This window comes from Psychrobacter sp. YP14 (genome assembly GCF_003209315.1).
Lineage (GTDB): Bacteria > Pseudomonadota > Gammaproteobacteria > Pseudomonadales > Moraxellaceae > Psychrobacter > Psychrobacter raelei.
Map to the genome: position 1 here is coordinate 2,087,860 of NZ_CP029789.1, position 26,281 is coordinate 2,114,140.

The 26,281-nt window shown below is 46.2% G+C and carries 17 protein-coding genes and 2 tRNA genes; 12 read left to right on the forward strand and 7 right to left on the reverse strand.

The features are described from left to right. The first annotated feature begins 24 nt into the window (after nucleotides 1-24). The gene (locus tag DLE54_RS08570; protein WP_110816873.1) at nucleotides 25-1,635 is read left to right on the forward strand and encodes a phosphomannomutase/phosphoglucomutase; all 1,611 of its coding nucleotides are present in this window, start codon (nucleotides 25-27) and stop codon (nucleotides 1,633-1,635) included. Nucleotides 1,636-1,686: 51 nt separating this feature from the next. Continuing rightward, on the forward strand, nucleotides 1,687-2,598 hold the full coding sequence (gene argB / locus DLE54_RS08575; protein ID WP_011961045.1) for an acetylglutamate kinase: 912 nt from the start codon (nucleotides 1,687-1,689) through the stop codon (nucleotides 2,596-2,598). A 135-nt stretch (nucleotides 2,599-2,733) separates the two neighbouring features. Here argB and DLE54_RS08580 read toward each other — a convergent pair whose 3' ends face one another. After that, nucleotides 2,734-3,099: an arsenate reductase gene (locus tag DLE54_RS08580; protein WP_110816874.1), complete on the reverse strand. Its 366-nt coding sequence runs from the start codon at nucleotides 3,097-3,099 to the stop codon at nucleotides 2,734-2,736. Nucleotides 3,100-3,361: 262 nt separating this feature from the next. Here DLE54_RS08580 and leuS point away from each other — a divergent pair, with 262 nt between their 5' ends. From leuS to DLE54_RS08615, 7 genes are all read left to right on the forward strand, one after another. Next, a complete protein-coding gene (gene leuS, locus DLE54_RS08585) occupies nucleotides 3,362-6,019 on the forward strand; it encodes a leucine--tRNA ligase (RefSeq protein WP_110816875.1) in 2,658 nt (885 codons plus the stop codon). 3 nt (nucleotides 6,020-6,022) lie between these two features. Beyond that, a complete protein-coding gene (locus DLE54_RS08590; RefSeq protein WP_110816876.1) occupies nucleotides 6,023-6,712 on the forward strand; it encodes a hypothetical protein in 690 nt (229 codons plus the stop codon). A 3-nt stretch (nucleotides 6,713-6,715) separates the two neighbouring features. After that, entirely contained in the window at nucleotides 6,716-7,783 is a 1,068-nt protein-coding gene (gene holA, locus DLE54_RS08595) for a DNA polymerase III subunit delta (RefSeq protein WP_110816877.1), read from the forward strand. A 269-nt stretch (nucleotides 7,784-8,052) separates the two neighbouring features. After that, entirely contained in the window at nucleotides 8,053-9,447 is a 1,395-nt protein-coding gene (locus tag DLE54_RS08600; protein ID WP_110816878.1) for an efflux RND transporter periplasmic adaptor subunit, read from the forward strand. A gap of 289 nt (nucleotides 9,448-9,736) precedes the next feature. Then, complete coding sequence (locus DLE54_RS08605; RefSeq protein WP_110817368.1) at nucleotides 9,737-11,746, forward strand: MacB family efflux pump subunit; 2,010 nt, start codon at nucleotides 9,737-9,739, stop codon at nucleotides 11,744-11,746. A gap of 181 nt (nucleotides 11,747-11,927) precedes the next feature. Continuing rightward, nucleotides 11,928-12,003, forward strand: a tRNA-Lys gene (locus DLE54_RS08610). Between the two features lie 253 nt (nucleotides 12,004-12,256). After that, a tRNA-Lys gene (locus tag DLE54_RS08615) sits at nucleotides 12,257-12,332 on the forward strand. 192 nt (nucleotides 12,333-12,524) lie between these two features. Here DLE54_RS08615 and DLE54_RS08620 read toward each other — a convergent pair. The 4 genes from DLE54_RS08620 to DLE54_RS08635 all read right to left on the reverse strand — a co-directional run bounded on the left by DLE54_RS08620 (nucleotide 12,525) and on the right by DLE54_RS08635 (nucleotide 17,960). After that, the gene (locus DLE54_RS08620; RefSeq protein WP_110816879.1) at nucleotides 12,525-13,313 is read right to left on the reverse strand and encodes an MBL fold metallo-hydrolase; all 789 of its coding nucleotides are present in this window, start codon (nucleotides 13,311-13,313) and stop codon (nucleotides 12,525-12,527) included. Nucleotides 13,314-13,480: 167 nt separating this feature from the next. Further along, nucleotides 13,481-15,568, reverse strand: a complete 2,088-nt coding sequence (locus DLE54_RS08625) for a catalase (protein ID WP_110816880.1) — start codon at nucleotides 15,566-15,568, stop codon at nucleotides 13,481-13,483. Nucleotides 15,569-15,866: 298 nt separating this feature from the next. After that, nucleotides 15,867-16,391, reverse strand: coding sequence for a DUF2726 domain-containing protein (locus tag DLE54_RS08630; RefSeq protein ID WP_011961054.1), 525 nt, complete (start codon nucleotides 16,389-16,391; stop codon nucleotides 15,867-15,869). A gap of 237 nt (nucleotides 16,392-16,628) precedes the next feature. Beyond that, nucleotides 16,629-17,960 (reverse strand): SPOR and LysM peptidoglycan-binding domain-containing protein, encoded by a 1,332-nt coding sequence (locus DLE54_RS08635; protein WP_110816881.1) that lies wholly within the window; start codon nucleotides 17,958-17,960, stop codon nucleotides 16,629-16,631. Between the two features lie 476 nt (nucleotides 17,961-18,436). Here DLE54_RS08635 and DLE54_RS08640 point away from each other — a divergent pair, with 476 nt between their 5' ends. The 3 genes from DLE54_RS08640 to DLE54_RS08650 all read left to right on the forward strand — a co-directional run bounded on the left by DLE54_RS08640 (nucleotide 18,437) and on the right by DLE54_RS08650 (nucleotide 22,449). Next, the gene (locus DLE54_RS08640) at nucleotides 18,437-19,285 is read left to right on the forward strand and encodes a thiazole synthase (RefSeq protein ID WP_011961056.1); all 849 of its coding nucleotides are present in this window, start codon (nucleotides 18,437-18,439) and stop codon (nucleotides 19,283-19,285) included. 196 nt (nucleotides 19,286-19,481) lie between these two features. Continuing rightward, entirely contained in the window at nucleotides 19,482-20,867 is a 1,386-nt protein-coding gene (locus tag DLE54_RS08645; RefSeq protein WP_110816882.1) for a WS/DGAT/MGAT family O-acyltransferase, read from the forward strand. A gap of 121 nt (nucleotides 20,868-20,988) precedes the next feature. Next, nucleotides 20,989-22,449: a WS/DGAT/MGAT family O-acyltransferase gene (locus DLE54_RS08650; protein WP_110816883.1), complete on the forward strand. Its 1,461-nt coding sequence runs from the start codon at nucleotides 20,989-20,991 to the stop codon at nucleotides 22,447-22,449. A 2-nt stretch (nucleotides 22,450-22,451) separates the two neighbouring features. Here the strand turns inward: DLE54_RS08650 and DLE54_RS08655 are convergent, their stop codons facing one another. Continuing rightward, entirely contained in the window at nucleotides 22,452-22,955 is a 504-nt protein-coding gene (locus DLE54_RS08655; protein ID WP_227535090.1) for a hypothetical protein, read from the reverse strand. A 142-nt stretch (nucleotides 22,956-23,097) separates the two neighbouring features. Beyond that, nucleotides 23,098-26,124, reverse strand: coding sequence for an insulinase family protein (locus DLE54_RS08660; RefSeq protein ID WP_110816885.1), 3,027 nt, complete (start codon nucleotides 26,122-26,124; stop codon nucleotides 23,098-23,100). Between the last annotated feature and the right edge of the window lie 157 nt (nucleotides 26,125-26,281).

Here is a 26,281-nt window from a genome sequence, read left to right on the forward strand (position 1 = left end):
GCAATTCTGTTGGAGCCGTTCCTTTTGCCCAAGACCTCATTTTTAGCACAGCGAGCCTTATTTAAAGCTTACGATATCCGTGGTAATGCTGCTTTGTTTACCCCAGATTTTGTTAAAGCACTGGGCCTCGCCTTTGCTCAGGATTTAGCCGAAACTGCCCAGGCGCGCCAGGTGGTCATAGGCTATGATGTGCGTCATGGCAGCAAAAGTATTGCCGAGCAGTTTGTGCAAAGCTTATGCGAGCGAGGCATCGAGGTGATTTGGCTGGGACTTGTGACCACACCTATCATGGCGTTTTGGGCCAATAGATACCAAGGCCATGGGCTTATTGTCACAGCCAGTCATTCTGAGGGTCATATCTTGGGTATTAAATGGCTAATCTCAGGCGAGTCGCCCAGCTATGAGAGGATACAAATGCTGTACCAGCGCTTAATCTCTCAACAGCCGGCCGATGCTAGCACAGCTACGAGCACAAACCCAGCTACTACCCCCAAAGTCATTGCGCCCAACCAAGTGGGACACACTTATGCCAATAGCGCAGCCATCGCCCTTGACAACATACGTAAGTTTCGCAGCTTAGCGTTAGTGCAGCATTCGCTTAGCCAAAAAACGCCTGACCGCCTTAAGGTGGTTATCGATAGCTTAAATGGTGCCACTGGCCCCTATGTCGCCGCTTTTTTTGAGCCACATCAGAGGTTGTGCGATATTATTTTAATCAATAAAACCCCAGATGGGGATTTCCCTAAGGGCAACCCTGATCCTATGGAGGATAAGCGCCTTACCGAATTAAGTCAGGCGGTGATTGAACATCAAGCTGACTTAGGTTTGGCTTTTGATGGTGATGGGGATCGGCTGATGGTGGTGGACAATCAAGGTCACTGCTTGGCGCCAGACCATCTGTTATATCTGTTGGCGCGCGTCTCTATCGAAGACCACCAACCTGTTGAAGCCTGCCTAAATGCACCTGCACCTATCGTACTGTTTGATGTTAAATGTACCCATCACATGCCGCGGCTTATCACAGCACTAGGAGCTGTGCCGCAAATGAGTAAGACCGGCAGCAGTATCTTGCGCCGTACGCTTCAGACCAAACAAGACAACAATCCTGACCACGCACCCATCTTATTTGCCGGTGAATTGTCGGGACATTTTTTATTCAATGACGGCTATTTTTTATTACATGATGATGCCATGTATGCAGCGCTGCGCCTACTTAATTGGCTACAATATCAAGCGCAACACGCCAAGCCAGCTCAGTTAACCGATATTCTTAAAACTCTGCCGCCCATGGTCAGCACCCCAGATGTGTATTTGCCTCTTGATGCCTATGAAGCGTCACCGCTACAGCAAAACACGCCCTTATTAAATAAGCTGATGGCTCTTTGCGATAAGCTCAGCCAAAGCATTGAGCTGCCTAAAGGTGCGCAGTTGACCTGTATTGATGGCTTGCGTCTAGATTTTGCGCATGGATTTGGGATCATTAGACCCTCCAATACCAGTAACAGCTTAACCGTACGCTTCGCAGGCGACTCCCTATCTGATTTAAAAAGCGTGCAAGGCTACTTTGTTAAATTGTGTCACTTTATTAATGATGATTTGGCCAAGCAGGTAGCCAACATTCAGATAAAGTCCTAAACTAACCCTAACCACGATTTATCTTTCACTCACAACCCAGACGAGTCAATCATGTCATTAAATCTTGCTCAAGCCAAAACCACTGCTGAAGTCTTAACTACCGCCCTACCCTACATTCAGCGATTTGAAGATAAAATCATTGTGGTGAAATATGGCGGCAATGCCATGACTGACCCCGAGCTTGAAAGCTCATTTGCGCGTGATGTGGTGCTACTAAAAACAGTGGGGCTACATCCGGTGGTGGTGCACGGCGGTGGTCCACAAGTGGACAATCTACTTAAAGAGTTGGGCCGTCAATCGGACCGTATCGATGGCATGCGCGTCACCAACAAGTCGACCATGGATGTGGTAGAGATGGTACTTGGCGGCAGTGTGAACAAATCTATTGTGAGTCTAATTAACAAGCATGGCGGGCGCGCTATTGGTTTAACCGGAAAAGATGCCAACTTAATCCGTGCCAAAAAGCTACTGATGAGCACAACCGATGCTAATGGCCAAACCAGTGACATTGACTTAGGCTTCGTCGGTGAGGTGGTGAGCGTTAATAAAGATGTGATCATGATGCTTATCGGCTCAAACTTTATTCCAGTAATTGCCCCTATCGGCGTAGATAGCGAGGGCAACAGCTACAACATTAATGCCGATCTTGTGGCGGGCAAAGTGGCTGAGTTTTTGCAGGCTGAGAAGCTGATGCTGCTGACTAACATTAAAGGTGTCATGGACAAATCTGGCAACGTAGTCACCGGACTTACTCCCAAAAAGGTCGATGAAATGATTGAAGATGGTACTATTTCAGGCGGCATGATTCCTAAGATTCAGTGCGCGTTAGATGCGGTACGCGGCGGCGTAAAAAGTGCGGTTATTGTCGATGGTCGTGTGCCCAACGCCACATTGCTTGAAATCTTTACCAATGAGGGGGTCGGTACCCTTATTAGCCGCGACTTAGGGGCGGCGCTCAGCTAATTTAGCCTTGGTCTCACTGTAATAAGTTATGACTGTAAAAGGGTATCACTGTAAAAAAGACGCATCCTTAGACTGCGTCTTTTTTGTGACTTACTTAGCGCGTGTAGACAGATAAAAGCTACGCTTGAGTGCCTATTAATTAAAGGCTGCCTCAAACTCAGCGTCATTAAAACCGCACAATAATATAGACTGCCCGTTATGCTCCCCCTCGACAATGGGACGTTTAATCATACTGGTGTTGTCTATTAATAGCTCAATGGCTGCCTCAGTACTGGCATCGGCTGCCAATTTTTGTTCATCAAAGAGCTTGCGCCAAGTGGTGCCGCGTTTATTAAGGACTTTATCGATACCCAGCTCATTCACCCAGCGCTGCACAGTGGCGTTATCAATGCCTTGTTTTTTATAATCATGAAACTCATAAGCAACGCCCAGATCATCAAGTTTGCTAAATGCCTTTTTCATGGTACTGCAGGCTTTGATACCATAAATAACAATGGCCATAAGGCTCTCCTTTAAAGTGTTAATGGGATACAGTGATGTTAAAAATAAAGGGGCTTGACTTGCAACCTTTAATTGCAAACACTCAAAATTAGGGTTAAGGGTGGCATAAGCTTAATACTTCATAGCTCACAAAGCCAATATCCGGTTAAAATTGGCGCTTACCATCGCAATTTTGGTCAATTTGCGCTATTCTAGCGTATCTATTTTTGCTTATTATTAATTCTCAAAACCTTCATAAAAAACATCTAACCTAGAGCCTATTATGAGCACTACAGCACCTGAACAAAACAACCCAAACCATTATCACCCTCAAGCCATTGAAGCTGAGCAGCAAGCCAAGTGGGCGGCTGACAAACGCTTCGAGGTGAGCAACGACATCAGTAAAGATGCCAACACCCGCTACATGCTTTCTATGTTTCCCTATCCAAGTGGCAAGCTACACATGGGACATGTGCGTAATTACACCATCTCAGATGTATTAAGCCGTTACTACCGTCTAAAAGGCGATCAGGTTCTACAGCCTATGGGCTGGGATGCCTTTGGTATGCCTGCTGAAAATGCCGCCATTGCCAACCAAGTTGCGCCTGCTAAATGGACCTTCTCCAACATTGATAACATGCGCGCCCAGTTAAAGACTTTGGGTCTATCAATTGACTGGTCACGTGAGTTTGCTACGTGCACCCCTGAGTATTATCGCTGGGAGCAGTGGTTCTTCTTACAACTATACAAAAAAGGCTTAGTATACAAAAAATTGGCCACAGTAAACTGGGATCCCGTCGACAACACAGTATTAGCCAATGAACAAGTGGTTGATGGCAAAGGCTGGCGCAGTGGTGCACCGGTTGAAAAGCGCGACATTCCTATGTATTACTTCAAGATTACCGACTATGCCGATGAGCTACTAGATGATCTAGACAAGCTTGAAGGCCAGTGGCCAAGCGATGTGATTACTATGCAGCGCAACTGGATTGGTCGCAGCCAAGGTATGGAGGTGCATTTCCCTTACAAAAACAGCGATGACATCAGCACGTTAGATGTGTTCACCACTCGTCCCGATACATTGATGGGTGTGACTTACGTGGCGGTAGCCGCTGAGCACCGTTTGGCCAAATTAGCTGCTGAAAAAGATCCAAAAATTGCTGAGTTTTGTGAGCTGTGCAAAAAAGGCTCTGTGGCAGAAGCCGACCTTGCCAAAGCTGAAAAAATCGGTATGGATACTGGCCTGACTGTTACTCACCCCTTGACCGGTGAAGAAGTGCCGGTATGGGTAGCCAACTATGTGCTTATGAGCTATGGCTCAGGTGCGGTGATGGCAGTTCCTGCTCATGATGAGCGTGATTTCGAGTTTGCCAACAAATACAACCTACCGATCAAAACTGTTATCAAAACACCTGAAGAGCACGAAGGCGCTTATACTGAACGTGGAACTTTGGTCAACTCAGGTGAGTTTGATGGTTTGGATTTTGACGGCTCATTTGAAGCAATGTTGGCCAAACTTGAGCCACAAAAGCTGGCCGCTCGTAAGATTCAGTACCGTCTGCGCGACTGGGGCGTGTCTCGTCAGCGCTACTGGGGCTGCCCAATTCCAATGATTAACTGTGAATATTGTGGCAACGTGCCGGTGGACGAAGCTGATCTGCCGATTAAGCTGCCTACCGATGTTGTGCCTGATGGCCGTGGTAACCCATTAAAAAACATCCCTGAATTTGTGAATACCACGTGTCCAAAATGTGGTGGCCCTGCTGAGCGTGAGACCGATACCTTCGATACCTTTATGGAATCAAGCTGGTACTACGCACGCTTTGCTAGCCCCAACGACGACACCCAAATGGTCGAAAAAGCTGCTGCAGATAAGTGGCTGCCTGTAGATCAGTATGTGGGCGGCGTTGAGCACGCGGTTATGCACCTACTATATGCCCGCTTCTATCATAAGCTTATGCGTGATGAGGGCTTGGTCTCAGGCGATGAGCCTTTCAAAAACCTGCTGACCCAAGGCATGGTATTGGCGGGCACCTTGTATCGTGACAATCCTGAAGGGGGCAAGACCTACTACTTCGCTGATGATGTAGAAATCAGCTATGATGATCGTGGCCAGCCCACTCAGGCTATTTTAAAAGCTGACGGTCAGCCGGTGACCATTGGTAAAATTGAGAAGATGTCAAAGTCGAAAAACAACGGCGTAGACCCTCAAACCACCATTGATCAGTATGGGGCAGATACCGTGCGTCTATACACCTTATTTGCCGCCCCTGCCGATCAAACTCTTGAGTGGTCAGATGACTCATTAAAAGGCCCTTACAACTTCTTGAAAAAAGTCTGGCGTGAGACACAGTCGCACCTAGAAGCCACCCAAGAGTTAGGCCTACAAGTCGCCAATTTGCCAGCTGCTTCGAGCATTGATGCCAGTCAATTAGACAGCCTAGCCAAAGGCCTTCGCCGTAAGACACACGAAGTAATTACTAAGATTGATAATGACTTGGGTGAGCGCCTGTCATTGAACACGCCGGTTTCAAGCTTAATGGAATTGGCCAATGAAATTGGCACTTTTATCAGCAAAAACCAACAAATTAATGAGCACACTTTGGCAGTACAACATGAAGCCTTAGTCACCTTATTAACCCTATTATCAGTCTATGCACCGCATATTGGTGAGCATTTACTTGAAAAACTAGGCGTAGATACCACTCGCCTACGCTACCCTGAAGCCGATAGCGCCGCCTTAGTACAAGACACCATCACCATGGTAGTTCAGGTCAACGGTAAAGTACGAGGTAAGATGGAAGTAGCACCAGGCACTGATGCTGAGTCACTAAAAGCTCAAGCCAAAGCGATTGAGAGTGTGGCCAAATACTTAACAGGCGACATCAAAAAAGAAATCGTGGTGCCCAATAAGCTGGTCAACATTGTAGTGGCAGGTTAACTCATGACTCATTTGGTAACAGCCCCAACTCACAAGCAAAGTGATAAGCATCGTGGTCTATCTACTATGCTTATCACTGCTGTACTGCTGGGCTCACCGCTTTTGCTCAGCAGTTGCGGCTTTCATCTGCGTGGCTACGATGCACCTATGGCCTACTCAGTGGGTAGTACAGTGCTTAGTATCAATGAAGATGATATCGTAAGCTTTCGTATCAAGCGCCCCTTAAAGCAGCGCTTGAATGCTGTGGGTATCAATGTGGTCGATGATATTGGCCGCCAGATCAATAGCAGTAATCAGCTTTATACCTCGACCATTAAGGTCAGTAACGTACAGCTTAAACGTTATGAGCTGGTCGGGGTACTGACCGAGGTACGTCTGGTGTTATCAGCCGATGTCATCTACGAGACCTTGAATAATAGCGATGGCGCTTCAAGCGCACCCATGATTGTCAAAAACAAGGTGCAGGTAGAGCGTACTTATCAGTTCGATGAGGCCTCTGTGAGTATTGAGGACAAGCAAGGTGCTCAAATTCAAGATTGGCTGTATGACAACTTATCTCAGCGTATTGCAGATCAATATGTGGCCTTAAGCCTACCTAGGGTAGCGCCTGAAGCGAGCGCTAAACAAAACCCTAAGCCTTTGGTAGTCGCCCCAAAATCTGATGCTAGTACCAATGCCGAGCTTGTCCCTTAAGCCATGCAAGATACCTTTTTAAACGTTTATTCTAAGCTTTTGCTACCTAGCAACATCCGGCCCACCGGACTGTGGTTGGGGCATGGTGATGAGCCCCTGTTACAACAGTGGCTCATTGATGCCATGCGTATTATTTGGCAAGCTCAAAGCTTAGTGGTCAAACGCGTTGAACTGGTCTCTGCCAAAACGTGGCAAGAGGTGTTAAGCGAGCTTAATAGTTTGTCATTATTCGATGACGCTACGGCGATTATCGTCACTGGCAATCACAAGCCAGATAAGTCGGTGCAAGACGAACTGACTGCTTTTGCCACTGATGCCAACACAGGTAATAACCCAAACAGCGTGTTATGGCTCACCGCCAAAGTCGATAACCGAGCCAAATCGAGTAAGTGGTATCAGCCATTTGCTCAATTAGGTCATGTTATCGATTGCAACTTATACAATGAAAATCAGCGCCAGCAACTGTTGCAGATTCACGCTCATCGCTTTGGCTTAGCTTTGGTGCCAGAAGCGTGGCAGTTTTTAATGATGCAAACAGAGCATCATCTGCTCAGCGCTTATCAAGCCCTTTGGCGCTTATCTTATTTATTCTCACCGCAAATTCTGTCCCAAGCAGAGGGCGAATTGAATGCTCAAGATACCCCTGCCCCGCCTCTGATTACCATAGATGTCGAGGCATTACAAAGCGCGCTGGTCAGTGACGCTCAGTACAGTGTCTTTGATTTGTCGGATGCCATGCTGGCCGGTAATGCAGCGCAAGTGGTCAAAATTATTGAGCAGTTAAAATCTACTGAAGAACCTACGCCTTTGGTATTGTGGGCCATCAGCAAAGATATGCGCCTTATCATGCAGCTTATGAGCGGGCAAGATGCACAAAGCCTAGGGATTTGGAGCAGCAAGCACTCGTTATATCACTCTGCTTGTCGTCGCCAAAGCTTACACAGTATTGCAGATTGGCCGGATATCTTGTATCAATGTGACAAAGCAGTTAAAGGCTTGGTGCGTCAGCCAGCTTGGGAGCTAATTTTACAAGCTGCCTTGCGGGTAACCGGCGTGCGGTTGTTTGCTTGAAACATTAGTTATCATAAATCGTGAGGATTTGTACGTTAAAATTATCATACCCTCTATCTTTGATACACCTTCCTTGTTTACCTCCTTTATGTCCTCAATCTGATATATTCAATGTACAACTTATTCTGGATAATAGTTTACCTATTATTCAGACATATTTATGCTGTAACCTTTCTTAAACTTAATGCCATGGTCTTTTTTGACCAGTGCGCTATATTAGGTTATTTAAAATTTAGTAATCCTTTTAAAATCTGGTTCCGGACTGTGTTATGGCCTTCATTTCCAATCAAAAAACTCGAAAGTCTGTTATTAAATGGACCATTATTGCCCTTATTGCGCTCGCTTTGGCTGTCTTAGCTTATAACAAATTTAAACCCAAACAAGAAGAAACCAATTATATTACTGCCACCGCTGAGATGGGTGATGTTGAAAATAACGTCATGGCATCAGGCAAGGTCAAAGCCTTGAATACAGTAGATGTAGGTGCCCAGGTCTCAGGTGAAGTGACTAAGCTGTTTGTGGATGTGGGTGATGAGGTCAAAAAAGGCGACTTAATTGCCCAAATCGACCAAGTCACTCAAAAGAACAATCTTTCAAATCAGCAGGCCACCTTAGAGCAAGGCCGCGCCGCGCTTCAAAGTGCTCAAGCAGACTACTATAGTCGCAAAGCAGGATTAGAGAGTGCCCAGGCCGATCTTGCCAGCCGAGAGGCAGACTTAAAACAGGCTCAATCTGATTATGCCAGACTACGTCCACTACTTGCGATGGATGCCATCAGTCAGCAAGAGGTGGAGAATGCCCGTACCACTGTCGAAAAAGCTCAAGCCAGTGTGGCCGCCGCAAAAGCAGCTATTAAAACCGCCCAAGCGGCACTCATTACCGCTCAGTCCAATATCGCAAGCAGTGAAGCTGACGTGCGAAAAGCCCAAACCAACTTAGACACTGCCAGTACAGACTTAGGCTACACCACCATTCGTGCACCCATGGATGGCACCGTCGTGGCTGTGGTCACCGAACAAGGTACAACGGTAAATGCCAATCAAGCGGCACCCACCATCGTCAAATTAGCCGACTTATCAACCGTCCGTATTAATGCGCAAATCTCAGAGGCAGATGTCATTAACGTAAAAGCCGGTATGCCTGTGTACTTTAATACTATCGGTGATCCGGACAAAAAATATGATGCGATCTTAACTGCCGTTGAGCCTGCACCGGAACAAATCAGTGATACCAGCTCCACTGACTCGGCGATTTACTATGTTGGTTATATTGAAGTGCCCAACCCCGAGCGTCGTTTTCGTATTGATATGACCGCACAGGTCTATGTGATCATTGATAAGGCCACCAATACCTTGCTTGTACCCTCTGCTGCGATCAAAAAAGGCCCTAACAAAGGCGCTTCTGGCGCAGCAAGATCTAGATCTGGCGCTGGCGGCAACAATAAGGCAGCTTCAGCCGCTCCAGCACCAGTCAAAGGTCCCTATGTGCGCGTGCTTAATGCCGATGGTAGTGTAGAAAATCGTGCGGTCAAAGTAGGTATTGATAACCGAGTCAACGCCCAGATTTTAAGTGGCCTAAAACAAGGAGAGACGGTCATTATTGGTGAAAACTCAGGCGCCAAGGACAGTGGCAAAGGCCAACGTAGTCGCCCACCTGGCATGTAATGATCGACTCAGGCGCTTGGTGTTTATCACCGCTGCTGCCCATTATCTGCCATAAAATGCGCCGATAAGCGTAAGCCATATTCGGCGCAAAGCGGCAAGATATGCGTGGATAACCCACTGACTGTCTTGCCAACGTATTTCACATTACCTGTTAATTTTATCTTTTAAATTGACTTAGGGTATGACCGCTTAGACTGAAGATTTAGCTATGATGACATCCCAGCTACCACCCGCTGACCCGACCTCACACGTGAGCACACCTAAGCCTAAGCCAGGTGCTGTGCCTATCATGCAGGTGTCCAATCTGATACGTGAGTTTGCCGCCGGTGAGCAAACCATTCGCATCTTACATGGCTTAGACCTGACCATTTATCAAGGTGAGATGGTGGCCATTATTGGTCAATCCGGCTCAGGCAAATCGACCTTAATGAATATCTTAGGCTGCTTAGACAAAGCCACTGCTGGCGATTATCTTATCTTTGGTAAATCAGTCAAACAGCTCGATGCCGATGAACTGGCCAAACTACGCCGTGAGCATTTTGGCTTTATCTTTCAGCGCTATCATTTGTTAGGCGATATTGATGCCCGTGATAACGTGGCCGTGCCTGCAGTTTATGCCGGCATGGACAACCAAGTGCGTGCCCAACGTGCCGAGAAGCTGCTGACTGATCTTGGCTTAGGCGATAAGATTCATAACCGCCCCAGTCAGCTTTCAGGTGGTCAGCAGCAGCGGGTTTCTGTGGCACGGGCACTGATGAACGGCGGGGATATTATCCTAGCCGATGAGCCGACCGGTGCTCTCGACAGTAAGTCAGGTAAAGATGTGCTGCAAATCTTACGTGATTTAAATGAGCAAGGTCATACCGTTATTATGGTGACGCATGACCCCTCTATTGCGGATCAAGCTGAGCGGGTCATTGAGTTAAAAGATGGTCATATTATTGCTGATTATCGCAATGAGCATTTTAACCGCTCAAAGAGCATCGATAGCGATCACACTCATAGCTCACACAATCAACCAAGCTTATCTAATACCTCAGCACAAAGCTCATCTGAGCTGCATAAAAAACAAAAAAGCCGTTTCGGCTCCTTTATCGACCGTTTATCTGAAGCCTTTAGAATGTCTGTACTGGCCATGCGTGCTCATAAAATGCGCACGTTATTGACCATGTTGGGTATTATTATTGGTATCGCCTCTGTGGTATCTGTAGTCGGTCTAGGTCAAGGCTCACAGCAGCAAATCTTATCCAACATTAGCTCTCTTGGTACCAATACCATTACTGTCATCGATGGCTACCCCTATGGCGACCCCAGACGGCGCTATAATGATGATAATCTGACGCCCGATGATGCCAAGGCTGTGGCCAATCAGCCTTACGTGGTTAGTGTGAGCCCGCAGTTAGATACCAGCGCCAGTGTGCGCTATCGAAATATTCAAGAATCAGCCAGCATCAGTGGTGTGGGTGAAGGCTATTTGGAAGTTACAGGCGAGAAGCTGGCACTTGGTCAAGGCTTCGATGAACAAAGTATCGCGTTACGTACCCAAGACATTATTATCGATGACAATGCCAAAAAAACCTTCTTTGCAGATGTTGATAATCCCATTGGTCAAGTGGTCCTCATTGGCAATGTCCCAGGCCGAGTTATTGGGGTACTTGAGCCTAATGAGGGCGGCTTTAGTCCCTCAAGTGACAGCCCAACGATTTATATGCCTTATACCACGATGATGTCGCGTATCGTGGGTGGCGAACATATTGACCGTTTCGTGGTACTTATCGACAATCAAATCTCAACCAGTGCCGCCGAATCTGCCATCTCAGATCTTATTGAAGGTCGCCATGGCGCCGATGACTTTAGAACCCGTAATTCAGACTCTATCCGTCAGACCATTGAATCCACCACCAACACCATGACACTGCTCATCTCATCTATTGCTATTATCTCGTTAGTGGTCGGTGGTATTGGCGTGATGAATATCATGCTGGTGTCGGTGACTGAGCGTACCAATGAGATCGGCGTGCGCATGGCGGTAGGCGCCCGCCAAAGCGATATCATGCAACAGTTTTTGATTGAAGCGGTACTGGTGTGTGTGCTTGGCGGTGCGCTCGGGGTATTATTGGCCTTTATGATTGGTGAGGCGATTAACAGCTTAGGCTCAGACAGCTTTAGCGTCATATACTCTCCAACCTCTATTGTTGCCGCCTTTATCTGCTCTACTCTTATTGGTGTGGTATTTGGCTTCTTACCAGCACGCAATGCGGCCAAGCTTAACCCTGTGGAAGCTTTGTCACGTGATTAGACCCAAAAAAAGCCAACCACAGTACATAAAAGCAGATTAATCAAAAAAAATGTGAAAAAATTAATATTTAGGGTTGCATTCTCATTTTTGAGGCGTATAATGTGCTCTCACGTTAAGGGGATACAGTAACCCACTAATGTTACCTATAGCGTTAAAAAGCTTAGCTTTGAGACACTATTTAGGGCCGATAGCTCAGTTGGTAGAGCAGTTGACTTTTAATCAATTGGTCCCGCGTTCGAGTCGCGGTCGGCCCACCAAATTCTAAAATCCCGATTCAACCCCGCTGGTTAATCGGGATTTTTATTTAACTTGGTAGGTTTGCGTATTTTTCGATAACCACTATTAAAAATTAACTTTTTGATAAAGTTTTCATTTAGATTAATTTTTTGCTTGCATTATCAATTTTTATACGTATAATATGCCACTCTCATTAAGGGGCAACACTTATCCTTAATGTAGAAAGAAGCTTGGGGCATACCCCACTTCACCTTTAGAGCGAACACCTCTTTAGGGCCGATAGCTCAGTTGGTAGAGCAGTTGACTTTTAATCAATTGGTCCCGCGTTCGAGTCGCGGTCGGCCCACCAAATTCAAAAATCCCGATAAATCAGATTTATCGGGGTTTTTCTTTGCGCCTACGTTGCGCCTGAGTTTTGTATATTTTTATAGGGTGTTGCCCGCTATTACCCTTGATAGCTCCAGCGGTGTTTAGGCAGAGCATTTAGGCTGCAGATGTAGGCATAGGATAACTGTTGTCATATCGCCGTATTACAAGCACCCTATAAGGATGCGCCTAGCCTTTTTACCACCTGACCAACGCCTTTAGGCCATTTAATACCTAGTACATCTAGTAGCTTCATATCTCGAGGCTGATCAGGTACTTTAGCGATTAATTGATCAAAATCTGCTGCACCAATCGCCACCTTGCCATCATGTGCCAAGATAAGCGTATCTAGCGCCAAGTTTTGCACCTTGCTCAACGAGGCTTTATATAAATCGGGGAAATGAATCACCAAGGGCGAGACCAATTTGTTATTGATCTTTAAAACCAAATCTCCGGTGTAAGCTTGCTTGGTATCGGGATGCCACAGCGATATGTCACAACTGGTGTGCCCAGGCGTTTGTAAAATGACCCAATCTTCAAAGCCCACTACTCTATCGCCTTCTTCGGCAATCACATCAGCAGACACGACTGGATTGTACCACTGATTAATAAGCGGCTTTGCTCGGCGGCTGGCCACATAATAGGTCAAAGCCAAGTCTTTTAAATGCTGCTTGCGCCCACTTAAGCCTTTGTACCACGTAGCAGCTTTGGCTGAGGTAATAATCTGACAGCCTGTCTTTTGTCTTAATATTGCAGCGCCGCCTGCATGGTCGGGGTGCATGTGAGTGACTACCACTGTCTTTAGCTGGTGTATGGGCCGCTGTAGGGTATCGGTGATATAAGATAAAATAGTATCTACATCGGCTCGACAACCGGCATCTAATAGCAGCAATTTGTCAGGATAAACGGCAAGGTAGGTGGTCTGAATATAGCCCTTGATACCAACGATCTGTTGTAAACTCATGATTTTCTTATAAATCCAATCGAAAAAGCAGGCTGTATAGTAAACTGCTTGGTCTATGATTTTAAGTGGCCAAGCTGACCGATAAGTTTTACAACAAAAAGCCCAAACATGCATACTGCATATTTGGGCCATCATTGGGTAAGTAACTTCGGTTTCAAATAAGCTGTTTAGGCTAAATCACGCACCTTGGGCTCACGCTCCCACAGACGGGTTTTTGCGTTTTCGATAAAGGCATCTACCTCATCTAATGGGGTAACAAACTCATCTTTTTCAACGGGAAGTTTACTTAAGATGTGCTTCTCGGTAGCTGGGCAGTAGGCAATCGCTTTACAGTGATTATAAGCATCATTGAACCAATCTAGCGCTGAGCTATCTTTAGCAAGCTTTTTGGCAACATCAGGCATGATGATACTTACTACTGCATCAAATAACACAGAAGGTGCCCCAGCGATACGCTCATCGGCTTGAATGCGGGTACCGTCATCAAGTAACGCCTCTTTACTTGGAGCGACTATCTTAACTGTGGCGCCAGCCGCTTTGGCCGCTTTTTCAAACTTACCAATCTGATCTTTGCTTGAGCCTTCACCGACTAAGATGCCAATTTGACGGCCTTGCAAGGTTTTGGGACTAAGACCTATGGTTTGCACGGCAGGCGATTTAGGTAGGTCTTGAATGGGCGCACGTGGCTCAGGCGCTTTGGGTAACTCCATGCCCAGTGCTGTGGCTACTCGGTTTGCCAAGTCTTCATCAATATTAATTAAATGACCCAGCATACGAGTACGGACGTGAGCGGTATCTACTTTACCCAGCTCAAAGGCAAAAGCTGAGGCAATATGCGCCTGTTCTGCCGGCGTCTGGCTACGATAGAACATACGTGGCTGACTGTAGTGGTCTGCAAAGCTTTCGCTACGCACACGGCCTTTAACGCCATCATCTAATTGCTCTGGGAATGAGCTAAAGCCCTGTTTTTCGCTTTCACGAGGCTTACTTGGGTCTAAGCTTTGTGGCTCATACATCACGCGGCCTTTAGGCACTTGCATCTGCATATGACCATCTTGCTGCATGTTAGCAAACGGACATTTTGGTGCATTAATGGGCAGTTGCGCAAAGTTAGGTGACCCCAGACGCGACAGCTGAGTATCTAGATAGCTAAACAGACGGCCTTGTAATAATGGGTCATTACTAAAGTCGATACCAGGCGGTAGATGTGAAGGGCAAAATGCCACTTGCTCAGTTTCTGCAAAGAAGTTATCTGGATAACGGTTTAAGACCATCTTACCGACGATTTTCACCGGTACCAGTTCTTCTGGAATTAATTTAGTTGCATCTAAGTGGTCAAATGGGAACTGACTTGCTTCTTCTTCTGTGAATAATTGAACACCAAACTCCCATTCAGGATAGTCGCCCGCTTCAATGGCTTCAAATAAGTCACGGCGATTATAATCAGGGTCTGCGCCTGAGATTTTAACAGCCTCATCCCAAGTCAAAGACTGCACGCCTAACTTTGGCTTCCAATGAAAACGAACAAAGGTGCTCTTACCCTCTTTGTTGATCAAGCGATAGGAGTGAATACCAAAGCCTTCCATCATACGTAAACTACGTGGAATGGCACGGTCACTCATCAGCCAAATCAAGTTGTGCATGGTCTCTGGACTCAATGACACAAAATCCCAAAAAGTGTCATGCGCAGACGCTGCTTGGGGGAAGCCGCGATCTGGCTCAGGTTTTACTGCATGAATTAAATCGGGGAACTTAATGGCATCTTGAATAAAGAAAATGGGCATATTATTACCCACGATATCCCAGTTACCCTCTTCGGTGTAGATTTTGACTGCAAAGCCGCGCACATCACGTGGCGTATCTTTTGAGCCTTTGTTACCGGCCACAGTTGAGAAGCGGGTAAATAAAGGCGTCTGTTTGCCCGTTTTAGTTAATATTTTTGCAGTGGTGTAGTCTTCTAGCGACTCGGTTAATTCAAAATAGCCATGCGCCCCTGAACCGCGTGCATGCACAATACGCTCTGGAATACGCTCATGGTCAAAATGGGTAATTTTTTCTCGTAAAATGAAGTCTTCTAATAAGGAAGGCCCGCGTGGTCCTACTTTTAATGAGTTTTGATTATCTGATATGGCCACACCTTGCTGGGTGGTTAATACCGCACCGTCTTTATCAGCTCGTTGATGCGTTTCACCGCCTTCACCGACAGCGGGATTCATTTGGGTAGCTGGGTCTTTATGATCAATATTATCTTTCATTATTATATCCTTGCTGGGTGTGTAATTGTTATCGTATTTAATCCAAAAGGCATAGACAACAGGCATTGACTCCAATTAAGAACACGTTAATTTTAAAGGTCTATTCTCTTTATTTATTGTCTTACACTGTCACCTTAACGCTTTCATAAATGCTTTTTGTTTTAAAACTTTAAATCCTAGCTTTAGGTATAGTAACGAACCGTGTTTAAAGTGCCTGTTTAGATTTGGTTATATGTGTATAAGCTACGTTAATAAAATGGTGTAAGGTGGCTGAGTAATTGACTGTCTTTTTTTAGCATCAACGGCTGTACTTACTAATAACCGCTTCAATATCATGACGAATAATAGGCACACTAGGCATACGCTCAGCATGAAATCTTAAAATTGGAATACCAGCACTGGCCAATGCCTTGTCCTTTTTTTCATCTGCCTTAACCCGCGCTGGACTGTCATGAGTCCAATCATCAAGCTCAATGGCCAATAGCGTGGTTTGTGCATCTCGGTCTACCAAGACATAGTCCACACTTTGACGGCAGATACGGTTGAACCAAAAATTTTTATCACGGCCCGCGTCATCACTGGGCGCAATAATACGTGACAACTGCACTTGGCTAAAAATATGATATTCAGGGACAGCCTTTTGTAATTTGGCAAAGAACAGCACCTCTGTGTCTGTCATAATAGGCATCGGCTCAAAGGGCCAGATGGCCAGCTCATCGCCTTTGACTGGCTTGGCCTGACTTTTTTGTTGGTCATGGCGGCGCTGACCCAGCATACTTAGTACAATTACTAAAGCCACCACCACCATGATGCCCAAAATCATAAAATCCACGAATACTTCCCTCAAATATAACAAAAACCACTTTCAAAACAGACGGTTATAAATACCAACTCAGGTATTATCGCACTTCTTGACCCAACGCCCCTAACCTTTTATCACAGCCACAAAAAAACACGACATCTAGTGTCGTGTTTGTATGAGTTGGCTTAATATAACGGCTAACTAGGGTTATTAACGGTAACAACTAGATGCCTGTTAGGATCTGCAGCAAACCTCTATTTAGCGCCAATAAAGCACCCAAGCATTGTCCACATCCGTACGCGAGTCGGCATTGATTTTGTCTTTTAACGCCAAGGCCGCTTCTTTGCCCTTTTCGGGACCAACAATCACCCGCACACCTTTACTGGTATTACTGGTGGTTGCTCGGTAGCCGGCAGCACGCAGTTGCTTGACGATGTCATCGGCTTTTTTCTGATTATCAGCCAGCGCCACTTGCACTCCAAAGGTACCCTTAGCCTCTCCACTGGCAGCTTTACGGCGTGCATCTGCTAGACGCTGCTGCGCCTCACGCTTTTTTTGCTCTGCGGCTTGTTTTTGCTGCGCTTCACGCTGCAGTCTTTCTACTTGCTTACGCGAGGGGATGGTAACTGTCTGACCCACTTTAAGCGACGTATTGGTACTCATGTTATTGGCTTCGGCTAAGGCCTCTACCGGTACATTATATTGACGCGCCAGCTTAATAAGTCCCTCACCTGCTTTGACCTCATGACCTTTTTGACTGGTGGGCCCAGTACTGGTTACCACCGGCTTAGAGGTCACGGCCGCTTTGGTAGGTGCAGCAGCGCTCTTATTATTGCTGGCATTGTACTCACTTACTAAACGATCAACTTGACTGCGTGAAGGAATGGTAAGGGTTTGACCCACTCGAATAGAGGCATTATGGGATAATTTATTGGCCTGTGAAATGGCCTCAACCGGCACATTGTATTGGCGCGCTAATTTAATAAGCCCCTCTCCACGCTGTACGGTATGCTTTTGGGTGCTACTTGGTGCCTGTTGAGTGGCCACCTTTTTGGGTTCAGGCTTTGAGCTGTCTTGAGCCTTAGCCGTATTTGTTTGCGTCGCGGAGGTAGCTTGGGTCTGCGTTGCCGGCGTTGGAGTGACTTGAGCGACTACTGTCTCAACCGGTCGGGCCTTTACCACAGGTTTGGTCACCGTAACTTCAGAGCCCGCTTCATCGGCAGGTGAGCCATCAGTGACCGGTTCAGCAGCGCTGTTATTGCGATACTGTTCGTTTTCAAGGCGCGCTTTTTGCATCGCCAACGCTTCCGCTTTTTCTTGCTCAGTCAAGAACTCACGGGTACGCTGATCAAGCTCAGACATCTTTTTTTCACGCTCAAGACGCTTTTGGGCCAAGATACGCTCTTCAGTGGCCACATCTGCTGTCATTGGTGACTGCGCGGTGCTTTTATCGGTGCTTACTTGCGCCACCGGTGTTTGCTCTACTTGACTGTCACTTGGGGTACCCATCTGATTCACCATGGCAAACAGTAAAGTGCCGCCTCCCAGAAATACCAAAGTACCCAATAATAATTGTCGTGATGAATCCATAGTCACACCCTTTTTATATTTAAAGCTTTATTCATACGGTTATACACAACCATTAATATATTTTAAGATTATAAAGGATTACGCCTCTTATGTCTGCTATCACATCACCTAATATACTGCCCCGCACACTCAAAACAATTTGTGCTAAATACCAACAAGTTTAATTCAAACTCGCTGCGTGTTATCGGCTATTTGCTTGGCTCCTAAAACCAGATACCTTTGTTATACTAAGAAGCCAATTTTATCTCTTTTGTGCGTGTGTATTTTGTTATAATTTATGATAACTACAAAATATTTTATAGTCTATTTATTTAAACTTATTAATTATAATCAACTGGTTTAGATTATTATTAATTAAAAACTGTTTCACCGAGCGCGGTATCGGCTTATAATTTTAAATCGATAACCACCATTACCTGACAAGATTGACGTCCCTCTTAACCCTAAAAACCAAGTTCAAAGACAAGGCAACTGCAATGACCCTGGATTCTACATTACCTCACAGTACCACAGATTTTGACACTGACGTGCTACAGCAAGATAAGTTCACTATTGGTAGCCGCACCTTTTACTCAAGGCTGTTGGTGGGTACGGGAAAATATAAAGACTTAACCCAGACCGCTCAAGCAATTCAGGCTTCTGGTGCTGAGATTGTCACTGTGGCCATTCGTCGCACCAATATCGGTCAACATAAAGACCAGCCTAACCTGTTAGAGGTCATCTCACCAGATAAATATACGATTTTGCCCAATACAGCCGGCTGCTTCGATGCTGAAACCGCCATCCGTACTTGCCAGCTATCTCGTGAGTTATTAGATGGTCACAACCTCGTAAAATTAGAAGTGCTGGGAGATCAAGATACGCTTTATCCCAATGTCACTCAGACCTTAACCGCAGCCAAAAAGCTCATTGACGATGGCTTTGAGGTCATGGTTTACACCTCAGATGACCCTATTGTCGCCCAAGAATTAGCCGCTATGGGCTGTGTGGCCATTATGCCTCTAGGCAGCTTAATTGGGTCGGGACTTGGCCTATTAAACCCACATACGCTAAGTTTGATTGTCGAAAAAACCAAAGCTTATAATCTGCCAGTTTTGGTCGATGCTGGCGTGGGCGCCGCCTCTGATGCCGCGATTGCCATGGAGCTTGGCTGCGATGGGGTATTAATGAACTCTGCCATTGCCAATGCCCAAAACCCAGTAATGATGGCACATGCTATGAAACATGCTATTTGGGCTGGGCGTGCCTCTTATTTGGCAGGCCGTATGCCTAAGCGTAAAATGGCGGTGCCCAGCTCCCCACAAACCGGCTATTTCTTTCAATAATCTGATAGAGTTTGGGTGAATGTAAAAACACTATGAAAGTCAAATCTCTTAATGACCTAATGACTCATAAATAGATTTCATTGACTTAATTTTTGATTTACTATCTGTAGCTTAAGCGTGTTTTAATGAATTATTATTCTGTGTACAAGCGGCTTTATGTGACCGTCTATTGTATTTGATACAGCAAGGGAATGTCATGCGTCTATTATCATTGGTAGATTTACTGTTTTTATTGGTTGAAAAAAGAAAGCAGCCTATGCACGTCGGTGGGCTGTTTTTATTCGAGGTTCCCAAAGATGCTCAAGAGGATTTTGTGCTGTCTTTGGTGCAGCAAATGCAAAACTCTACAGTCCCCCCTACTTTTCCGTTTAATCAGGTGTTGCACAACTTAACGTACTGGAAAAACGATGACGAGTTTGATGTTGAGCATCATTTTCGCCATATTGCGCTGCCTAAGCCTGCCCGAGTGCGCGAGCTATTATCTTATATCTCAAAAGAGCATGGTCGCCTGCTAGATAGGGCGCGTCCGCTATGGGAATGCCACATTATTGAGGGTATTGAGCCTGAGAGTGACGGTCGCCCCAAAAGATTTGGGCTTTATTTTAAAATTCACCACTCTTTGGTAGATGGCATTGCGGCCATGCGCTTGGTTCAAAAGTCGTTATCACAGTCACCCAATGAGACCATCACCTTACCGCTTTGGGCGTTAATGATGCGCCACCGCCATCAAATTGAGTCGGTGATACCAAAAGAGCGTGGCATTGGCAGTATCATCAAAGACCAATTACAAACCGCCAAGCCGGTGATGGGCGAGCTACTTAGTGCTCTAAAAATCGATAAAGACAGTAGCTATGTGCGCACCACTCAGGCGCCGCCCAGCATCTTAAACCAAAGCATTTCAAGCTCACGCCGCTTTATTGCTGACTCCTATGACATTGCTCGCTTTAAAAGAGTGGCAGATAATTTGGGGGTGAGTATTAATGATGTGGTACTAACTGTATGTTCAGGGGCATTAAGACGCTATTTATTATCCATCAATGAGCTACCAAAGGATCCGTTAATCGCATGGGTACCCTACTCTATGCGTAAAGATGAGACAGTCGCGGGCAATCAGTTTGCCTTTATCTTATGTAATTTGGGCACGCATTTGGCCAGTCCTCTAGAGCGCTTAAAGCTTGTCCATAACAGCATGAATGATGGCAAAAAGCGCTTTGGTCGTATGTCACAAGCGGAGGTTATCAACTATAGCTTGGTCGCTTACAGCTGGGAGTTTGTGAATATTTTTACCAATGCTTATCCCAAAAAACATGCGTTTAACTTAATTATTTCCAATGTTCCTGGCTCACAAAAAAAGCTATACTGGAACGGTGCGGAATTAAGAGCCTTGTATCCAGCTTCTATCTTATTTAATGGTCAGGCAATGAACATTACTTTAGCCAGTTATTTGGACCGCATCGAGTTTGGTATCGTGGCGTGTAGTAAAACTCTGCCCAAGATTCAAAGCCTGCTAAAGATGCTAGAAGATGAGTTGGGCCAACTTGAAACCATCTGTACCGAAAGAGAGTTGGGCATTCGCGAATAAACCGCTGCAGCCCACTTGCCTTGAGCTTACTGTTAGATGATGACTAAGAACATCAAGACAAATGGCGATAAGGCAAGGCTGGCTTATCGGGTTTTACTAAAGACTGTTAATAAGGTTTTTTATGCGAATTTTATCTTTGGTAGAGCAGCTATTTTTTTTATTAGAAAAGCACAAACAGCCCATGCACGTCGGTGGGCTGTTTTTGTTTGATATACCAGACAATAGTGACAATAATTTTGTCGCAGATTTGGTGCGTCAAATGCGCAGCTCTACCACACCGCCGACTTTTCCATTTGATCAAGTGGTGCACAATCAAACCTTTTGGAAAAGTGCAGACAAGGTAGATATTCACTATCACTTTCACCACATGGTACTGCCAAAGCCTTATTCAAAACAGGCCCTATATAGTTATGTGTCGGATGTGCATGCCAATATGCTAGATAAGGGCTACCCGCTGTGGGAATGTCATATTATTGAGGGTATTGAAGCTGATCATGTCGATGTCAGCGCCCCCTCTAAGCCCTTACACCCAAACCAGTTACCTATAAATCAGGCTGAGCCAAAGCCCAAGTCGTCTCAAAAGCCTGCGCCAAAAAAGCAATTTGCTTTGTATTTTAAGATTCACCATGCCTTGGTGGATGGGGTGGCAGCCATGCGTTTGGTTGAGAGGTCTTTATCTGCCTCACAGCATGAGGTGATGAGCTTGCCACCTTGGGCCTTAATGCGCCGAGATAAAAAGCATCTGGCCGCCCTTACCCCACAAAAACGCTCGGTTAGCGGTATTGTTAAAGAGCAGGTGGGGAGCATCAAACCGGTATTTACTGAACTCAAAAATGGCCTCAGGCAGCGCACAGATCCCGGCCATGTCTCAACCTTACAAGCACCCAGCAGTTTGCTTAATCAGCGCATATCCAATTCACGCATATTCATGGCGCATACCTTCCATTTGAACCGGTTTAAAAGCTTAGCCCAGCAGCTCGATGTGAGTATTAATGATGTGGCCTTGGCGGTATGCTCTGGGGCACTGCGCAGCTATTTAATCAGTGAAAACGCGCTGCCCAAAGAGCCACTCGTTGCCTTTGTGCCCGTATCACTTCGAAAAGATCAAAGCGCCTCGGGCAATCAAACATCACTGGTATTGTGTGACTTGGGGACCGATCAGGCCAGCCCCAAGCAGCGATTACAAGCCATTCATGACAGTATGACCATCGGTAAAGATAAGTTTGGGCGCTTAGATCAGGCGCAGGTCATCAACTACAGTGCCATAACTTATGCCTGGGAGGGGGTTAATTTATTAACCGGCGCTTACCCCAAAAAGCAGGCTTTTAATATTCTCATATCCAATGTTCCTGGTCCCAAACAGCAACTGTATTGGGATGGTGCTGCGCTGAGTGCACTCTACCCGGCTTCCGTTGTTTTTGATGGTCAAGCGCTAAATATAACCTTTACCAGTTATCTCAATCAGGTGCATTTTGGAATTATTGGCTGTGGTAAAAATCTGCCCAATATTCAAAATCTGGTGCCTTTATTGGAGCAAGCGCTATTGGTACTTGAGGCAGACAGTAAAGAGCGATCGGCCTAAGATTAAAAACCCAGCTTTAAGCCAAGCTTTTGTAGCAGCCATAATCCATAAGTGACTGCGATATAATTAATAAATAAGCCAATGGCGCCACTAATCACCAACATGGGGAGCACCCCATTTTGCTGCAGAGCAGTCATACTCATCTCGCCAGCTGAAATGTCATATAAGGTGTGCAGCATCAGCAATGAGGTGGCTATCAGCGTCAACAATGCCGTAAGCACCCCAATTCGGTGACATTCAATCTTCTCTAGGGGCCGTTTTTGAGTGGCTCTAAATATCCCAAGTACCACTATATTCAGTAACAGCAATACTGCCAGCGATAGCCCAATGCCACTCAATGGAAAATTAACTTGAGTCAGCTGCGAGGGCGCAAACACATACGCCAGCGCGTAAGGTAGCGCATAGCCCACTGTGCTTATCCAGCTTTTGGTATGCGCGGTTTGTTGCATACCCACAGGATCAGGATAATCGGTAGGGTCTTGGGCGGGGAATAAATCATCTTGCATGGACATCTCAGTGGATTAAATAATAAATACTGCCAAAAAAAGAGGTGATGTCCTAAGACTCACCTCTTTTTGACGCTAGGCCGCTTACCTCTAAGCTAGCATTTAGTAACGCAGATAGCCATCTAACTGACCTTAGTTGGCTCTAGCTGGCCACTTTTTCTACGGCAAAACCTAGAGATGTTAAGGTTTCTTCTTTATCATGCGGCGCAAGCACAGCTTTGCTGCTTGGCTTGCCTTGTAGATAGGTGGTGGCCACACGCTTTAAGTCCTCTAACGTTACCGCTAAAATGTTGGCGCGCATTTTTTGTTGCCAAGCCTCGCCGCGGTGATGTAAGTCGGCAAAGCAAGATTTCACCGCTTCCCCAGCCGGTGAGCCAGGTTTATCCATGCTAGAGACAATTCCTAAAATGGCCTCTTCTAGCTGCTCAGGCTGCTGCGGCTCGGTCAATAGCCACACTACGCTTTGCTCAAAGTGCTCAAAGGTCTCAGCACAATGCGGGTCACGATAGCTAAAGAACTTAAAGGCGCAAGCATTAGCGTCATAGCCTGCACCGCCACCATAGGCGCCGCCACGCTCACGAATGGCACTGTGTAAGTAGCCATTGCGTAAGTAAGGGGCTAAGACCATGAGTGCAGCACTGTCTGGATGATCAGCCGGTACCACAGGATACACAGCCGCATTGTGATAGACATTGGTGGCGACTAACCACGCTAAGTCTGGCGCTTGTCTATCTATACTGTTGTCTTGCGTGCCTTCAGTGTCAGGTGAGGTCAGGGACAATTGTAGCTGTGTGTACTCACTTGGAATGCTGGCTGCAAGTGCCTGAGAGTCTTGTGCCACCTTGCCAGTATAGCGTGACTGTGCCCAGCTTTGCTCAATTAAGTGTTTGAAGTTCTCAGTTTGTTCAGGCTCACACACAATCAGCGCCTGTTTTGGTAAGCTCGCCAAGCGCTGATGCAGTACCATCAATGCCTGAGCCAAATCATCCCATTTATGCTCATCATTGCTGGCCTGCTCCAAAAACTCTTTTAACGCATTAAGTGCGGGCAAGCCACTGCGTACATATTCAAGTTCTGCTTGGCGGCTCATGTGACGGCTGGCCGTTTGCATCGCATACGCATGACCTGAGCTGGCTAAACGAGATTGCCAGCCGGCACGTCTTTGCTGTAGTAGCTCTTTGATACGGTCATGCTCAGTGAAGATACTGTGCTCAAGCACCTGCTTCACCAAGTCAATGGCCTCAGGCTTACGGTTTAAGGCGCGCGTGGCCACCACAAAATAACTGCTTAAGCTGTCCGGATCTTTAGGAGAGGTGCGCTGACTTACCCGAGCAGTTACCCCAGATGAGTGAGCGGCTTGCAGCGCCTGAAAATCACGCGCTGACAATTCATCTGTACCCAGCTCAGATATTAGCCCCAAATAAAGCGGCAATAGCGGATGGTTAATCAGCTCATCTTGATCCGCCAGCGGCATAATCACTTGATAATAATATAAGCCATTGGTACCCGCCTCATATTGATACAAGACACTGTCGTCACCCGCCAGCTGAATATTTACCTGCTTGCCATGGATAAAGCTAATTGACTCTGGCACATCCTCAAGCCCCACCTTTGGCAGTAAGCTTAAATCATCCGGCGCCGCTTGGCGCTCAGCTAACGCAGCCGCTTGCTGCTTTAATTTAAGCTTATCTTCTTCGGTTAAATTGGCTTCAATACGGTCTAATCGGGCCTGCTCAGCAGCGGCCAATTGAGCAGATTTACTCGCATCAGGTACCAAGGTGACACGCACACGATGCGGGTTGTCTAATAAATGCTGCTTTAATAAACCAGGCAGCCAAGTGGGGTCTTTGACCTGCTCACGCAGCCACTGCAAATGCTCATCCACCTCCCAGATATCGATTGGATTACCATCATGAATGGCCGTACTAAAGCCTTCAAGCATTAAGTTTAGGCCATAAGGAATACTGTCGCCGCCTATGTGGCGCTGATCTATTTCGATCTGATGCAAAATGGTTTCGATGGCTTCAGGATCAATCTCGCTATCTGCCACTTGCTGCAATAGCTCTAAAATACCTTGTTCAATAGCATCCGCATGCTCAGGCTCGGAGCCTCGCACACCAGCATAGAACACCATCTCAAAATGACTGTCATCAAGACCCAACAAAGGACTTGGCCCTGTGGCCAGAGGATGACTGTCTAAATAGGCACGCAGCGACGAGCCGGCATGCTCTATAAGCACCCCCTCTAACAAGCGCAGCGCCAAACGCTGTCTGGGATTGGTAATCTCAGGCAGCAGCCAAGCGATGGCATGATGGGTTTGTGCTTTATCAATCTCATCGACTGTATAAGTCTCAGTGACTTGAATGGGTGTCGTTAAACGCTTCTCAGGGCGAGACTGATGTTTTTTTCCTGTCTCAAATTGTGCCAAAGCATCGTCATGAAGCTTCGCCTGAGTCTCATAGACTGGGATATTACCAAAGCTCATAATCACACTATTTGAGGGATGATAATGGCTTTGATGAAACTGCACCAGCTCTGCATGGGTCAAATCTGGAATATCTGCAGGGTCACCGCCTGAGTTGTAATGATAAGTGGTGGTTGGGAATAAATGGTGCGCCACGCTATGATACAGTTGGTCAATCTCACCGCTCATGGCGCCTTTCATTTCATTAAAAACAATGCCTTTAAAATGCGGCTTATCGCTGTCGTCTAGTTCAACGCGAATACCTTCTTGGGCAAAATCCAGTGGGTGCAAATTTGGGAAAAATGAAGCGTCAAGATAGACTGACAACAGATTAAAGTAGTCATTTTTATTTTGAGTAGCAAACGGATAAGCGGTCCAATCTGCTGCTGTCATGGCGTTCATAAACGTATTTAATGAGCGCTTAATCATAGAAAAGAAAGGATCGCGCACCGGATATTTGGCTGAGCCACACAGCGCGGTGTGCTCAAGAATATGTGCCTCCCCTTTTGAGTCCATAGGCTGAGTGCGAAACCCCACCAAAAATGCATTCTCATCGCTAGGATGCGCTAAATGGTAGTGCATGGCGCCGGTTTGGATGTGCTGACAAATAAGGACATCTAAAGACAGCGCTTCAATTTTACGCTGCTCAAGCAGCTTAAAGCTTGGATGTAAGGTCAAGTCTGGCGTAGCACTGGTGGCTTGCATCTGTTTTGTCTTTGTATCTGGTGTTTTTGCAGGTGGTGTTTGCGCGGAATTTGTTTGCATAGATGAGCTCATATTATTTATGGTATTTTTATTAGTAGGCGGGTCAAATCATTTTTTGACAAGTGCTGCATTTTGGGCGTGCTGATATTAGTTAATG